This window comes from Paenibacillus taichungensis, from assembly GCF_013359905.1.
In the GTDB taxonomy this organism is placed as follows: domain Bacteria; phylum Bacillota; class Bacilli; order Paenibacillales; family Paenibacillaceae; genus Paenibacillus; species Paenibacillus taichungensis.
In genome coordinates this window covers 329,718-345,513 of the sequence record NZ_JABMCC010000115.1, presented here as the reverse complement: position 1 = coordinate 345,513, position 15,796 = coordinate 329,718, and the positions used below count along the sequence as shown (strand labels likewise).

11 protein-coding genes and 1 pseudogene are annotated in these 15,796 nt (G+C 44.8%); all 12 read right to left on the bottom strand.

What is annotated here, in order from left to right; translation table 11 throughout:
- Window positions 1-88 precede the first annotated feature (88 nt).
- On the bottom strand, window positions 89-472 hold the full coding sequence (locus tag HP548_RS20825) for a hypothetical protein (RefSeq protein ID WP_175382703.1): 384 nt from the start codon (window positions 470-472) through the stop codon (window positions 89-91).
- A gap of 136 nt (window positions 473-608) precedes the next feature.
- Entirely contained in the window at window positions 609-1,214 is a 606-nt protein-coding gene (locus HP548_RS20820; protein ID WP_076288368.1) for a pentapeptide repeat-containing protein, read from the bottom strand.
- 211 nt (window positions 1,215-1,425) lie between these two features.
- Entirely contained in the window at window positions 1,426-2,139 is a 714-nt protein-coding gene (locus HP548_RS20815; protein WP_076288367.1) for a glycosyltransferase family 2 protein, read from the bottom strand.
- Between the two features lie 147 nt (window positions 2,140-2,286).
- Entirely contained in the window at window positions 2,287-3,378 is a 1,092-nt protein-coding gene (locus HP548_RS20810) for a Gfo/Idh/MocA family protein (protein WP_076288366.1), read from the bottom strand.
- A gap of 12 nt (window positions 3,379-3,390) precedes the next feature.
- Window positions 3,391-4,314: an AraC family transcriptional regulator gene (locus tag HP548_RS20805; protein WP_246318147.1), complete on the bottom strand. Its 924-nt coding sequence runs from the start codon at window positions 4,312-4,314 to the stop codon at window positions 3,391-3,393.
- A 19-nt stretch (window positions 4,315-4,333) separates the two neighbouring features.
- Window positions 4,334-5,338 (bottom strand): Gfo/Idh/MocA family protein, encoded by a 1,005-nt coding sequence (locus HP548_RS20800; RefSeq protein WP_257219399.1) that lies wholly within the window; start codon window positions 5,336-5,338, stop codon window positions 4,334-4,336.
- Between the two features lie 237 nt (window positions 5,339-5,575).
- Complete coding sequence (locus tag HP548_RS20795) at window positions 5,576-6,334, bottom strand: YheC/YheD family protein (RefSeq protein ID WP_175382702.1); 759 nt, start codon at window positions 6,332-6,334, stop codon at window positions 5,576-5,578.
- 227 nt (window positions 6,335-6,561) lie between these two features.
- On the bottom strand, window positions 6,562-11,760 hold the full coding sequence (locus HP548_RS20790) for a S8 family serine peptidase (RefSeq protein WP_175382701.1): 5,199 nt from the start codon (window positions 11,758-11,760) through the stop codon (window positions 6,562-6,564).
- Window positions 11,761-12,413: 653 nt separating this feature from the next.
- A pseudogene (locus HP548_RS20785) lies at window positions 12,414-12,623 on the bottom strand (YkvA family protein); the annotation flags it as partial.
- Window positions 12,608-12,748, bottom strand: a complete 141-nt coding sequence (locus tag HP548_RS20780; RefSeq protein WP_175382700.1) for a hypothetical protein — start codon at window positions 12,746-12,748, stop codon at window positions 12,608-12,610. The pseudogene HP548_RS20785 and the gene HP548_RS20780, both read right to left, overlap by 16 nt.
- A gap of 12 nt (window positions 12,749-12,760) precedes the next feature.
- Complete coding sequence (locus tag HP548_RS20775) at window positions 12,761-13,996, bottom strand: RICIN domain-containing protein (RefSeq protein WP_099854406.1); 1,236 nt, start codon at window positions 13,994-13,996, stop codon at window positions 12,761-12,763.
- Window positions 13,997-14,245: 249 nt separating this feature from the next.
- Complete coding sequence (locus tag HP548_RS20770; protein WP_246318146.1) at window positions 14,246-15,709, bottom strand: alpha-L-fucosidase; 1,464 nt, start codon at window positions 15,707-15,709, stop codon at window positions 14,246-14,248.
- Window positions 15,710-15,796: the final 87 nt, after the last annotated feature.

The window sequence follows — 15,796 nt, the reverse complement described above, 5'->3', positions numbered from 1 at the left end:
CATTGCATTTCATGAAGTGCATTGAGGTATATACGATCATGTGGTTTCCAATAATAAATGGAATAATTATTTTAATCGGTATACTCACCTAAGGAAGATAAGCATCCTCCACTTCTACCTTTCGTTCATTTCCGTTTGCTATGTATCTTACGTGAATGACATTTCCTTTCTGGAATTGGGGAATATGTGTAACCGGGATGTATGTTTCTAGAATCGTGGGAAAGGTACGACCGTCAACTTGGGTAACGGTCAAATCCAGTCGCACTCCCGGCCTTCCATCCATACTGGATGAAGTTTGTGTAATGTCATGAATAACCGCCTCCGCGGGAATCCCATCCATTAAAATGCTTTTTCGAAGGTGCTGTTTCTGTTTATTGTTACGAAGCAGTTTAAATATAATAATCATAGTGATTGTACCAGTTATAAGTCCAAAGCCAATAACAGCAACAGTAATAATTAGTGTAGTAGTCATAATGGCCTCCTTTTATTTGAAACTTATGTTTATTATTTCTTGTTTATATCTGTTATTCCTGCAAATTTGCTTGAACTGGAACAACTCTATATCAAAAAAACCGCCTTTATAGGCGGTTTCTTGTTTGTCGTTCAGCTTAATCTACTTTCGCACCATAAGAGCGTACAAACAGAACCGCTTGTTCGCGATCCAAACGTACACCTTTAATATCCAATGATTTCAGATCGATTCCTTCAAGGTTAGCACCTCTAAGATCGGCCCCTTGCAGCTTGGCTCTGCTTAAAACTACTCTTGTGAGATCACAGTCTCTCAGATCTGCTTTTGTAAAATCCGTATCCGTAAAGTCAGCTTCAAAGAAACGAATTCCTCGCAAATCCTGTTTGCCCAATCGGGTATGTCTGAGATTCGTATAAGACCAATCACCCTGACTTAGTGTAATACCATCCATTTGTGCACCTGAGAAGTCCGATCCCGTCATCTTGCAGGAGGTAAATTTGGAAGCGAAAAGATTAGCACCACCAAATAAGCAGTTTTCAAACGCCGATTCTCTATGGATGGAGCCATTCATGGAAGCACCTTTAAAGTCACACTCGATAAAACGGCAGTTGCTTGTCTCGATTTCTTCCATCGAAGCGTTCATAAAGGTACACTGTTTGAAAACACAACTAATGAGTTCTCCATAACGCAAGTCACGTCCTTCAAAATGTACACCTTCATACTCTTGATCCTTATATTGATACATCACGTACACCCCATCTTGTAGATTATCATGTGTTCATCATTAAAGAACTTTTTATAATATACCATACGGCTGTCAAGTACCTGCTTAAACGTCTGCAAAAGTCAAGTCACTTTTTTCTAAAAAACGTTGCTACTTCTAATAAAAAAACCGCGAAAATCGCGGCTTTTTGACTCCATACATGTGTTTAGCTAGTACTTCAATCAGGTTCCCTCTATAATTCCTTATCTGCATATGATCTAAAATTTTCCGTGACTGCTAACCGTTTGCTTCCTTCCAGATAAAAGCTATCATCTGCTCTCCAGGTATGACTTTTTTTATTTTGTCTCCGGTGATACACATAGTTATATGGTGACGTAGCATAGGTTTTGAATCCTCTTTTTCTGCATTGTCTTAGAAAGGTTACATCTTCTCCAATGGAACGATCCGTGAATCGGACCTTCTTTAATATCTCCCTTTTGAACAGAAGTGTGCCGCCTTGTATAAATTCCACATATTTATTCTTTTCTTTGGGTGATCTAACCAGCAGTGTTTTTGAAGCACCCAAGTAAACGAGGCACGAATGTTTGCCCACAATATCGCTTTTCGTTCTTCTTAGTCCATTTACTTGTTCTTTCAAATAAAATGGCGAGTAGTAGTCATCATCATCAAATTTGGCGATCAACGGGAATTGGGCTCGGGTAATCCCGGCATTCAGGCTTTGTCCAAGCGATATGCTTTCTGGTACTTGATAGACGCTAACATTCGCATGTTTTCGAACACGATTTTGATATAATTGCAGATTCATGCTGTCATGATTCAAAATGATGATAAGCTCTTTTGCTTTATAGCGCTGTCGATTGTAATTTTGCAGGATGTTGTCAAAGAATTGTGGCCGATTGGTACATACAATAATGGAGACACCGTTTCCCGTTTTATTTGCTGTCATGACATACCCTCTTTTCTGCACATATATGTTTTTTCATCATACGTTCAGAAGTAGAGAATGGTATAGACGAATCGATAGCGTATAAAACACCAAAAAACCCTCTGTCCTCAAGAATCAAGACAAAGGGCTCTTAAATTCAAACTAAGCTTAATTGGATTCGTTCATATATACGGCTTTACCTGTACGAGCTGACTCATAGAGTGCCTCCAGGATCTGTGAAACTACCAAAGCTTGTTTAGGAGTTACAACTGGCTCCAGATCTTTATCGATCGCTTCAATCCATTTTCTCATCTCTACATCCGGTGCACTTTCACTCTTTCCATCGTAGAAAGCAACCCCACCTGCACTCAACTCAATTTCGTTGGTGTACAAACGGCTGAATTTCTCGCCATTGATGCGCAAACCATTCTTCATATCCGCGCCCGCTTCGCTTCCGCTCAAGCTGCATTTCGCTTCATCCACATCCAGTGAATTGAGCGCCCAGCTGGATTCCAGCATGATCGTCGCGCCATTCTCCATTACGATCATACCGAAAGCGGAATCTTCAACGGAGAATTTTTTCGGGTCCCATGGGCCCCATGCATTCGCTGCATTTTCTCTTTGTGAAAGCTCGTGATGAGTTGTGCCCAGAACAACTTTTGGTTGATAGTTATCCATCATCCACAGTGTCAGGTCAAGTGCGTGTGTACCGATGTCAATCAACGGTCCGCCGCCTTGCTTCTCCTCATCAAGGAAAACACCCCAAGTAGGTACCGCTCTTCTTCTGATTGCATGTGCTTTGGCAAAGTAAATCGAACCCAGTTCGCCAGCTTCACACATTTGCTTCAGGTACAAGCTGTCTTCTCTGAAACGGTTATTGTATCCGATGGTCAGTTTTTTACCCGTACGCTCGGCTGCTTCAAGCATTTTTTGCGCCTCAGCAGATGTCTTGGCCATTGGTTTTTCACACATAACGTGTTTTCCGGATTCCAGTGCAGCAATAGAAATCTCTGCGTGAGAGATATTTGGCGTAAGAACATGAACAATATCAATCGTTTCATCCTGAAGTAATTCTTGATAATCCGTGTACACCTGTGCTTCGGCACTACCATACTTTTCTTTGGCTTCTTCTGCACGTTCCTGAACGATATCGCAAAAAGCAACCAGTTCTACATTATCAAGCTTGCTCAAACTTGGCAGATGTTTGCCGTTTGCAATCCCGCCACAGCCAATAATTCCTACACGATACGTTTTACTCATATCTAATCACCCTCACTTTTGGTTTGGTTGTTTCATTTTACGGAAAGCCGATGGGGTCATCCCCAGACGCTTGCGAAAAACAGCATGCAAATAATTCGCATTGGTAAACCCTGAAGCCAGGGCAATTTGTTCGATAGAAACATTACTTTCTTCCAGATTGCGGCACACCGCGCGCAGGCGAATATCCTCCAACACACGGCTGAAAGGCATTTCCGGCTGAACCTGATAAAAGATTCGTTGCAGTTGTCTGCTGCTAATATGCAGCTTCTCGGCTACATTCTCCAGCGTTACTGCTGAGGGATGATTCGCCTCCATATACTGAATGGCATAATCGTATCTATACACAGACATGTCTCGCACAGGAGCTTCCGCCCGATTTCCCCCGATATCGTAGGCTCGGACGGTCTTCAGTAGAATGCTGATCACCTGCTGTTTAATAGACGTGTAATATCCGATCAGTTTACGGTCACAAGCCTCATAGGCTTCCAGGAAACAGTTCATCGCGCGATGATAATCATGTACCGGAACAAGAGGAAGTGTTCTAAGCTTTTCGATCGTTTCCTCTGATTCTGCTGCCTCCCACGGATCTACACCCTCTCTGGGATGTTCAATGATATCCACGTGCAGGCATAATTCATCCATGGCCTCTTGGGAATCCGCCTCCTGATAATGAACAAGACCCGGACCTGTTAAATACAGCATGCCTTCAGAGAGCGGATGCATCTCATCCCCCAAAATGACTTTCCCTTTCCCTCTAGGGATGAAATGTAACTCGAATTCCGCATGGTTATGAAAATCAACGATTCTGCCTGCTGGAAAAGAAGTCAGATGAAATCGCAGAACGCGTATTTCGTAGTGTCCCCACAGGATCGAGACATCCAGCCTTTCCAGGATATCCTGTCGTTCAAGCATCTTCTCAAAAGGATATCGGCTCAATGCGGCACCTCCCAATACCCTATCCCTGTAACTCCTTCAAGGAGATTTTGCGCCCTTCCTTCGCAGAAAGGTTGGCCGCCTCCATCAGGCGAGTTAACTGAGTAGCCGTCTGCAAATTCTCGGTAGCAATCGTATCATTTTGAATATGGGATACCCACTGGCTGAATGCGCTTTCTCTTCTGTCCAGCAAAGGAATCTCCGTCCATTCTTTCTGTTGATCTGAACCAACATTCGTACGGATTAGCAACTTATCCTCTGGTGTTCCATATAACAGTGTGCCTTCCGTACCATGAACCTCTATCGCAAACGGCGAATGACTGTTCACAAACCCAGCCTCGACTACACCGATTGCTCCGGAATCTGTAAATAACGTGGCAACCGCGTTATCTTCCACTTCTTTTCCAGTAACATATCCAAAATTAGCATTTACTCCTGTCACTTCTTGACCCAGGAATAGATTCGTCAGATACATCGGATGACAACCGAGGTCAATTAATGCTCCGCCTTGGCAATCTTTCAGATCGTAAAAATGCTCAGGCAGCCAATTGCCAATTGCACCGTTATGGGATAGACGCACACGAACATAAGTCACCTTACCAAGTAGCCCTTGTTTCAGAACATCTTGTATCGTTAATGTATATCCATCGTTCAAACGCGGTAAAGAAACCGTCATTTTCACTCCGTTATCCTGTACATCCGAAATGATCGTATTTACTTCTTTAATCGTTGAAGCGATAACTTTCTCTGTAAAAATGTGTTTGCCCGCTTTCGCGGCAGCAGTAATCACCTCTTCGTGAAGACGTGTCGGTGCATCTACAATGACGGCATCGATGTTGTCCTGTGCCAGCATATCTTCAAGCGAAGCATAGAATGGTACATTCAGACGTTCAGCAGCTTCCTGTCCACGCGCGGCATCTTCATCCCATACAGCAGCCATCACCGTATCTTCGTGCTCCTGAGCCTGTTTAATATAATCCCAGGCATGTACGTGCCATAAGCTTATTTTACCTATTCGAATGGTCACTATGATTAACCTCCATACTATATGATATTCTGACATCTAACTATAAATTAACACAGACCTGATCTAATTTTAATAGGAACTTACGACAATAACTATATAAAATTACGACATGAATCAGAATGACCTTCTTAAGAAAACAAGCAAAAAAGCTTCCTGTTCACAAAGTCGTGAGGATAGGAAGCTTTCTCTGCATGTAACCGTTCGGAATCTAGGCTGTCCAACGTTAGGTTGAAGATTTTATGGCTTATGATCTGTATGGCGGAAGTACCGGATTACCTTGCGATACATCGTCTTATCTTTTAATTGATTAAATATATAAGGGTCCGGTTTGGCATTCACTTCAATGACCCAGGGTGTCAGACTTTGATCCAGTCCAATATCCACGCCAATTGCCTTCAATCGCTTGTATTTCTTATTCATATGACGAGCTATCCCAACACCCAGCTTATTCATCTCCTGAATCAGTTCATTTCTGCGCTTTGTGGACACATGAGATTCCAGAAGCTTATGAATATCCATTGGCTGACCGCCGTTATGATAGTTGGTTACTATTTTTTTGGAATGTCCAAGTCGACCGATAACCCCCGTTGCTTCCCACTGCTGTTCTGGGCTTAACTGTACCATGACCCGGATGTCAAAGCGCCTGTTATTGTATTTTAGCAGATGTATTCCTCTTTGAATGAGGTAGCTTCGCTGATTCACAACGTGTGCAAGACTTTTATGGAATGAATCGAAGCTATTAAACGTCAGACGCTTTTGGTTCATCTGATACGCAAAATCCTGTTGATTATTCATCTCAGCCTTTATTACGCCCATTCCATGAGTTCCTATTTCAGGCTTGATATATAACATCCCATATCTGGCTATCATAGATTTTAGATTCACCTTGTTAAACTTTTGTGTATCAGGTATGAACGGTTTTATTGAATCATTATTGATAAGCTGCTTTGTTTTTAGCCATATGCTTCTTAATGGTTGTGATTTCTCAATACCCACAGTTCGTTCCTCCCGTCTTCATATCCAACACATCTCGCTGGTACATCAAGCTGATGCATCATATGCAATATCATTGAACGAATCTTAGGCAATACTTCATGAATTTACACGCAAAAAGCCGACAAACCCGTATTTTTGGGCTTGTCGGCTTTTCAATTTAACATTTTCAAATTATCATTCCCGTTTCAATTTGAAACTGGATTATAAGCATCTCTGTGGTGCTTCAATTATGGCAACAGATTTTCGTCAACTGGCACATTCGCGTCCGGAACTTCTGCTGCAGATACGAACAACCGTCCGGGTGCTTCTACTTCGACTTTGTTCCCTGCTGCATCCTGAGCACGGATCACGATCACTCCACCCTCAAGTACCAGCGTAGAAGCAGTAGTGTAGGTGCCTGTATAATGACCAGGTTCTGTCTCCACCAATGGAATCTCTGCGCCAGCCTGTGTGCTCAAATTGGATGGCAGTTCAATCCTGAAAGAAGCCTGTAATTTGGGGGTACTATTGAACGAAACCGTTACGGTTTCTCCTGCCACAATGCGTACATCCTCAGCCGGAGAGATATTGGTTAGTTCAGGCAAAGACGTTTCAACATACACAGTCCGGGTCACGGTTGTTTTATTGCCTGCAATATCTGTCGCTATAATTGTAATCGTGTTCTTGCCCTCATTTACAAGTACGCGGTGATTAAAGCTTCTATCTTGCTCCAATTTCACCTTTTGTCCGTTAATGGTCACTTTGTCGAGGAATTGGTCCTGTACATTGCCCGTTACATGAACCACTTCCGTGTTGGTTTGACTTCCTTCTTCAGGTGTAAGGACCGTTAACACAGGTGCTGTCTGATCCAAGATGATCACAACTGGAAGGGAGCGATCTGTCGTTTTGCCGTTAACTACAGCCTCAGCAGTAATGGCATTAACCCCTGCACGAAGTTTAACATTCAGCTTGAATTTTCCATTCTCCACTGTCGTTGTTCCGGCTAGTTCTTTCCCGTTATATATCTTAATTTGAGCCCCAGAAGCTGGGGAAGTTCCCGATACATCAAATGTCGGCTGGTTGGTATAGGTGTTCGTTGGTTGCGTCAGTACAGGTGCATTCACCGGATATTTTACCACTGCACGAATCATATAATTACCCTCTTCTGCTGGTGCAGTACTCCATACGCCACCTACACGCTGCCAGCTCCGGCCTGCATTCACACCATTTTCATCGGTTGCGAGTCCCGGTGCGCTCGTTCCGACAGCAGTCTGTACATAGACGATATAGAAATCACCTTGTACCACTACAGGTTCAGGAAATTCAACGGTTGTCCACTGATCATTGCGTAATGCCGTACCATCGAACGGTCCTGCCAGCAATCGGCCTGGCGCTCCCTCTGAGCCAGTGGCATCATAGACGGCATATTTGAATGCTGTTCCACCTGGTACTGGCCATTGTGTATTCCAGAATCGAAGTGATGCACCTGTAAGCTGTGCTGTCTCCAATTCTGGCGTCATACGTACAGCCCATGCGTTATCTGCGGCCACAAAGGCTCTTGCATTTTCAGCCGTTCCATCGTCATAAGCGATTTCACCAGGAAATCCGATAAATGGTTTTAAGGCAACTTTCGCTTCGACTGTACCGTTTCCAGGTACCGTTACATTTACAGTTTTGCTATAGTAGTCCGTCGCGATGATCGACAGTGTATAGCTTCCTTCCAAAACATCCAGAGCAAATTTACCGTCTGCTCCTGTCCGTACAGCACCTACTTGAGCATCTTCCAACACGAGGACGGATGCTCCAGAGATAGGTTTCCCTGTCCGCTCATCGCTCACAATACCTTCAATCTTTCCTTGAGGAATGGTTTCCAGATTGAAGTTGGCTGTTGCTCCACTTCCATCCGTGATGGTTACCGTCTTCGTTTGAGGATAATAGCCATAGGCCTCAGCCTTCAACGTGTAATCACCAGCCACGTGAGTGAAACTGTATTTGCCTGTCGTCGGGTCCGTCTTCACTGAACGTCCTGTTTCCAGAACGGTAACCGTAGCACTTGCAGGCAAGCTTTGAGGCGTTACAGAGCCTGTTCCAGGTTTCTGTACTTCGGGCTGTTCCTGTTTGGTTTTATTGAATTCAGCTTTGTCCGTACTTGAAATTTTGTACCAAGAAGTATCATATTCCGGCTTAGGTTTGTCGCTGTTCAGAACAACTGCCGTATCTTTCGTAACCGTCTCAGCGGCGATACCCAGTATGCGGAAGTCATCGATGTACCAGCCTTGCTTGACGACACTACTGTCCGAAGTCAATCTGAACCGGAATTGAACTTCATTCCCCTTCAATGCAGCCAGATCGTAGAATACTGGAGTCCATTGTTTTCCATCTGAAGAATGAGAGAATTTACCAAGCTCCGACCATGTGTTACCACCGTCTTTCGTGGCTTCAACATAACCGTAATCGTATCCACTTTCGATTTCATACCAATGATTGAACGTCAGCGTAGCTTGATCCACCTGAGTTAGATCCACGACTGGCGATACCAGAGAATAGTTAGAACCATTCTCATAGTTGCTGTCCAGATCGGTTGCCCATACATTCGGCGGAGAAACTGCACTGGCAGGTCCAACGACGGGAACTCCGCGTTCCCACTCATCCTTGGTGCCCGAATGAGTCCACCCATTGTCACTGTTACCATCAAAGTGATCGATGAAGATATCTTCAGGGACCTCCACGGTCACGGATACCTCATTCGACTTGTCACTCTCATTGCCACTATGATCAACAGCGGCTACCGTATAAAAATAAGTCGAATCTGTTACTGTAGCCGTATCCGTAAATGTCGTTGCAGATGTATTTCCGAGCAATTCATAACCTGAGCCGGAATTCGTTGAACGATACACGTTATAGGATTTCAGATCCTCATCGTCCGATCCCGTCCAGGACAAGTTTACATTCCCCAGAATGTCGGCAGAAGCGGACAATCCGCTTGGCGCTCCCGGAGCAATATCATCTGGAGCTTGTACTGAAAAGTCATCGATATACCAACCCGTCTTTTGAACGGAATTGTCACTGGTCAGATTAAACTTGATAAACACCTGTTGACCTGCGTAGTCACGTAAGTCAATATATTGCGTTTTCCAGCCTCCACCGGCACCTGTAAAGCTCAATGCCTCTTCAAATACGAAGTCACTATCCTCTGTTGCAATGTACACTTTGCCAAAATCGATATTGCTCTCCAAATCATACCAGTGCTTGAAGGATAACAACGCTCCCTCAGAGCTCTCGGTAAGATCAATTGGTGGTGCGAGCAAGTAGGCATTGCTGTTGGCTGCATATGTCCCTGTCAGATTGGTTGCAATCACCTTGTCACCAGAGTAAGCACTTCCCGGTCCACTCGTTGGCACTCCCCATGCCCAGGTATTTCCAACTCCGCCCGAGGTAAAGCCCAGATTGTCTTCCTCAAAGTCTTGCAGATACCCAGGCTGAACTCCATTGGAGACAGAGACCTTATAAACTTTACTCTCGAATCCGTTATTGCCATAATCATTGACCCGGATATAGTACTCCAAGCCTTGTGACTCGATCAGAAATGCCGGAATTGTCGCTGTGTAAGTTCCATCTTTGGCATCCCCAGCTACTCGATTCATCGGCAGATATACGTATTGGCTCGTGCCCGTTGTTTTGGCAAAAGCCTCCACTGTGGTTACACCGACATTATCGGTAACACGTGCAGTAAGTGGAATATCAAGCCCTGTAAAAGCAGAATTTACAGGCGTATGTTCCAGGACCGGTGCTTCCAGATCGTCACCTGCTGTGACAACCCTGCCGGATACCGTGCCTATACCTTCGAGGACGGAGCCCACAGCATCCAGTGCATTGATAATACCGTGACCGTAGCCGTTATTGGGCGAAGTTGGATACCGGCTGTCTGTTCTCGGTGTCGCTGTATCCATAATAATTTGCTCCAACTGATCTACCGTAAGGGAATGATTGGCTTGAAGCAGGAGTGCGGCCAGTGCAGTGGTATGTGGGCCTGCCATGGACGTGCCGTTCCAGCCACCCTCATATACTCCGCCCGGAACAGATGAACGGATGTTAACACCTGGAGCCGAAACTTCCGGCTTAATTTCCTCATAAGGGGAAGGACCCAGTAGGGAGAACGAAGCCAGATTCCCGTTGATATCCGTTGCTCCCGTAGCGAAGCTCTCTGGATAGTTCGCAGGGTTCGCGACTGAACCTGGACCTCCCGGATTCGTTAGTGTCACATTCCCGGCTGAGAATTCCGGAAAGATCTGTGCATCACGCCAAGCTTGTACCATTGGACGGAACCACTCATCCAATCCTGCACCACCACCCCAGGAATTGTTAACCACATCCGGGGCAAGCTCGGGGTGCAAGTTTCCTTCAGCATCTACTGGAGCAATCAGCCATTGCCCGCCATCCAGTATAATGGCATCGGTCGTACTCGGATTAAAAATCCGAACAGCAATCCATTTTGCTCCGGGAGCAACCCCAATCTTGTTGGTGCCGTTCGCTTCGGAGCCTACCATTGTACCCATGGTATGTGTACCATGACCGTCTCCATCCGCAGGAAGGGAGGCATTACTATGGGGATCATACCAGCTCAGCTCGGGATCAACGATATTTCCCGAAGCATCAAGCCCTCTCCATTTGCTGCGGAGGGCCGGATGGGTATAATCAACCCCGCTGTCCAGGTTGGCAACAACAATTCCTGTACCGTCGATTCCTCTATCCCAGACTGCAGGCGCGTTGATAGAATCGATGTTCCATTCAACGTTCTCTGTCTGCAGGCTCTTATCGTTAGCAGCTGCACTTTCCTTCTTATCAGCCTCTTTGGCTGGCGCCTTGGCAGACTCCGTTGCTGGAGCAGCTGTTGCACTTTCACTACTAATCTCGGTTTTCTGCATATAACGCTGCTCGTTAGGCAGTATTTTATCCACCTCGGGAAGAAGTGCAATCTGTTCCATGACTTCCTTCGTGCTCGTTACTGCGAGTGCATTAACGATGAAATAGCTTTTATATTCTTTGACCTTGCCAAGGTCAAGTTCCTTTTCAAGAAAACTTTCCAGGGTGAACTGAGATCGTGAGGCCGTTTCCCGCAGCGTACTGACAACCGTGCTTCGCACGGACAATTTCGTTGCCGAAGCCGTTTGCTTGTCAATTGTCGCCTTTTCCAAGGCTAGCTTGGATACTGAGGCTGTATCTACCTGTTCTTTCATTTTCACCAGATAAGTAACATAATCATTGCTCTCAAATTCCTTGCTCAGCTTTGCGTTGACTTTGGAGGTGGTGATTTTGCCCGAACTGGATTTCATGTCGATCTTCTGCGATGCGGCGTTTTCAGCTGAAACCGGATGAATGATAGATAATGCAAGGAGAAGCGACAAGCCCATGGAAAGCGGCTTGCGCAAACGATTCATCTTTATCAAACTTTTCCACTCCCTTTACCCGGTTTTTGTAATACAGTGATTCACTGTATCCATTTCTTTGAATAAATCGATGAAACAACCTCAACTGGACAGACTGATTGTGTTTATTTACATCAAGCCTCACCTCCTTTACAGGGCAGGTTATTAAATTACATCGAATGTGAAAGATTATTAGATAGCCAATTTCAGCGTATATGGAAGAAATGGATTTGAGATCAATCCATCTTGTGAGCGGAAGTATATTCGCATGCATTAAGGAGGGTACCACCGGCGTTAGCAAGAACGCATACTTTATATGGGAGTATTATGGACCTGGGTAGAACAGGAGATTTCTTGATCTATGTACAAACAAACTCTTAAACTTACATATAATATAAAATTTAGAATCAAATTGTATATTTATGGTATATTATAGAGTCATAAAATGAGATATACAAGCACTTTTATAGAAAAATATAGAAAATAAGCCTTTATAATGCTTTCATAAGTCTAATGACTCTCTGTAGTTCAACTTCATTTCGCAAATACGAAAACTCTGACATTTCGATTGATCCAAACAGTCCTTTTTAACTATATCTGATTCATTCGGACATCAAAAAGAACGATGCGAGAAGCTTCGCGCCGTTCTTTTGGGTTCTTCCAAACCAATCCTGTCATAAGCGTTGCTTCAGACGATCCAACACCAGATACACAACGATGGCATCATCCAGATAACCAATCGGAAAGAGATAGTCCGGGATCAAATCCGCAGACGAAATAAAGTATAATAACGGACTACCGATCAGAGTACGATCGTTCTCGGATGTAATCTCATCACAGTATTGAATATGCATTTCCTTCAAATGATCTATAAACGGTCCCGCTCCGTTAATCTGATTGATTTTTTAATATTCACGCGACCACTTGTATAACCGACAACGGTATTCACGAGTGTGAGTCCGGTAGCCGTCGCCGAGAACACCAACAATAGACGAGTCTGTGCAGTCACAGGGATAGCTGCCTACCGTTTGTTAAACGACCATCGTTGTGCATCTGTACCATTATCATTCCATTGCTGGATTGCAGCCCCATCTGCCGTTGAAGAGCTCGACACATCTACTGCCAATCCATTCACCTTTGAAATGATTTTATAGTAACCATTACCCGCATCCTGGATGCTCCACCTTTGGGCGTTAGAGCCGTTATCATCCCATTGCTGGAGCTGCACGCCTGGTGATGCTGTTGAGTTAGGCACATCCAGAACTTTTCCGCTGTGAACAGCCGTGAGTTTATAGAAACCATCCCCTGTGCTGTCGACTCTGAACGTTTGGTTGCTCGCACTGTAGTTGGTCCATTGTTGTACTTTGGCTCCACTTGCCGTGGATACATCCACGATATCCAACACTTTACCGCTTGCTTTGGAACCGATCGTATAGAGGCCTCCGCTGACAATGTTCGGTGTACTCGCTGCTTGATAGACCCGCACATAATCCACCAGCATTTGTGATGGGAAAGGTGTCGCATTATTAGGACTGCCAGGCCAATTCCCACCTACAGCCATATTCAACAGAAGGAAAAACGGACGTTGGAACTCCTCGGTGTTGCCTGTTCCATTTTCGATGTAAAACTCATTGAATTGTTTGCCATCCACAAACCATCTTATATATTTGGAATCCCATTCGATGCTGTATACATGAAATTGGGAAAAATCAAGATTCTCCGATATCTTTCCATAATCGGCATGCCCGTTAGCATCCCAATGAACGGTACCGTTTACAAATGCATTATTGTTGACCCGCTCCATAATGTCGATCTCTCCGCTCTTAGGCCAGCCGACGGAATTAATGTTGCTTCCCAGCATCCAAAAAGCAGGCCACAGCCCCTGACCGGACGGCAGCTTGATGCGTGCTTCAACTTTTCCGTAAGTAAAATCCTTCAAGCCTTGGGTTTTGATTCGTGCGGAGGTATAGCTGCTGCCATTATAATTTTCTTTGCGTGCAGTGATGACCAGATTGCCACCTGTAACTTGCAGGTTCTCGGTGCGATTCGTATAGTACTGCAATTCATTATTTCCCCATCCGCTGCTACCGGTACCAATCTCCGCAGACCAATTCGACGTATTCAGAGAGCTTCCATTGAATTCGTCACTCCACACCAGGTTCCAATTGGTTGCTGCGTTTGTCGTCGTGCCTGGCAGTAAAGCGATTAGGAAACTGAACAGCACCAGCGTACTTACGATTTTTCTTATTCTCAACAATCTTTTCCCTCCCCATATTAACGGACTGATTCTGAATGGGTATACCCCATTTTTCTCAATCCGTAACAACGTTTACATTAAATGTATTCTGTATGTAGCTCGATTATTTCTAACTGCGAACGGGATATACAATGGACAAGACGCCCTTCTTCAACCCGTAAACGAGTGTAATCCATTACAGAATCGCACAAAGAACAGGACTATAACCAGTACGTATTACTGTTGGTTATAGCCCTTCGATCTCACCTCTTAATCCAGTTCTAATTTAAATACGACGGGTGAGCCGCTATGCACGTTCCTTGTCGTTATCGTCAAGGACTCCTCCGTCCTGCTCCATTCCGGTTCTTCGTCGAAGCCCAATACTTGAATATCCCTGATCAATCCATGGAAATGATGAGAGTTTTCCTTCAGCGAACGAATATGAACGATCCCATTCTCCGGGTAGGCCATAACCGTGGCATAAAGGCAGCTTTCTTTTACAGTGAAACGAATGTCCTCACTTGTAAAGATCTTGGTCTCTCCATCTGTAAATTGCCCTTCCTTCACCTCGGTCGGCCCTTCCCCATACGTCCGCCAGAACGTCGTGTCATAGATCGCCTCCCCATTCACTTCCAGCCATTGACCTATAGCGAGCAAAATATCTCTGTCTTCATCCGGGATGCTGCCATCTGCTTTTGGTCCAATATTCAACAGCAGGCTACCATTTTTGCTCACAATGTCAACGAGGTCCCTGATGATCTCATCCGCTGTTTTATAGTTATTGTTTTCTGTATAACACCAGGAATTTTTGGCGACAGCCGTATCGGTTTGCCAGAAATACGGCTTCAGATCGGCGAATTGTCCGCGCTCCACATCCGGAACGGCACAACCAAGCATAAAAGCATCATGTTTATAGTTAATCGCTACCGGAATGCCCCACTCTTCACCTTTGTTATAGTAGTAGGCGCTGAATTTTTTCAAGTATGGTTTGAACGCCGCCGTCTGGATCCACCAGTCAAAATAAAAAACGCTCGGCTGGTATTGATCCACCAGTTCACAGCAACGAATCAACCAATCTTCCAAATATTCATCCGTTGGAGGGGAGCCATATAAGTCATGATGATCCGGTTCTGGCATGGCAGGCCAGTAGAAGTCCCCACATCTGAGCGGCTCCTTAATATCTGAATCGAAGTTTTTTCCATGAGACATGAAAAACCAATGTTCAGCGCGGTGTGACGAAACACACAAGATAAGACCTTGCTTCTCATACGCGACCTTCATCTCACCCAGCAGATCACGTTTGGGTCCCATTTCAACTGTGTTATAGTGAGAGAAGGAGCTTTTGTACATTTGAAAGCCATCATGGTGTTCGGCTACAGGCATCACATAACGGGCTCCTGCCTTTTTAAAAAGCACAGCCCACTCATCTGCATCGAACTTCTCTGCTCGGAACATCGGAATAAAATCCTTATAGCCAAAATCCTTCGGATGGCCATAAACACTAAGGTGATGTTCATAAGCTTTGGAGCCCTCAATATACATATTTCGTGAATACCACTCACTATCATAAGCAGGGACCGAGTAAAGGCCCCAATGAATGAAAATACCGAACTTAGCGTTCTGATACCACTCGGGAACCTCGAATGCGCTAAGGGAATTCCAATTGTCCTTATACTTCCCTTCGGCAATGGTCTCTTCGATCTGTTGCAAATATTCATTTTTATCCATAATCATTCTCATTCCTTCCGTTATCATATCCACTTGTATTGTAGTGGCATGATCCGCGGATAGACATGCAGAACGTTAACTTTAGGATGGACA

Excerpts from the sequence above, each read along its gene's own strand:
- HP548_RS20825 (WP_175382703.1), bottom strand. The coding sequence starts at position 472 with ATGACTACTACACTAATTATTACTGTTGCTGTTATTGGCTTTGGACTT.
- HP548_RS20820 (WP_076288368.1), bottom strand. The coding sequence starts at position 1,214 with ATGTATCAATATAAGGATCAAGAGTATGAAGGTGTACATTTTGAAGGA.
- HP548_RS20815 (WP_076288367.1), bottom strand. The coding sequence starts at position 2,139 with ATGACAGCAAATAAAACGGGAAACGGTGTCTCCATTATTGTATGTACC.
- HP548_RS20810 (WP_076288366.1), bottom strand. The coding sequence starts at position 3,378 with ATGAGTAAAACGTATCGTGTAGGAATTATTGGCTGTGGCGGGATTGCA.
- HP548_RS20770 (WP_246318146.1), bottom strand. The coding sequence starts at position 15,709 with ATGATTATGGATAAAAATGAATATTTGCAACAGATCGAAGAGACCATT.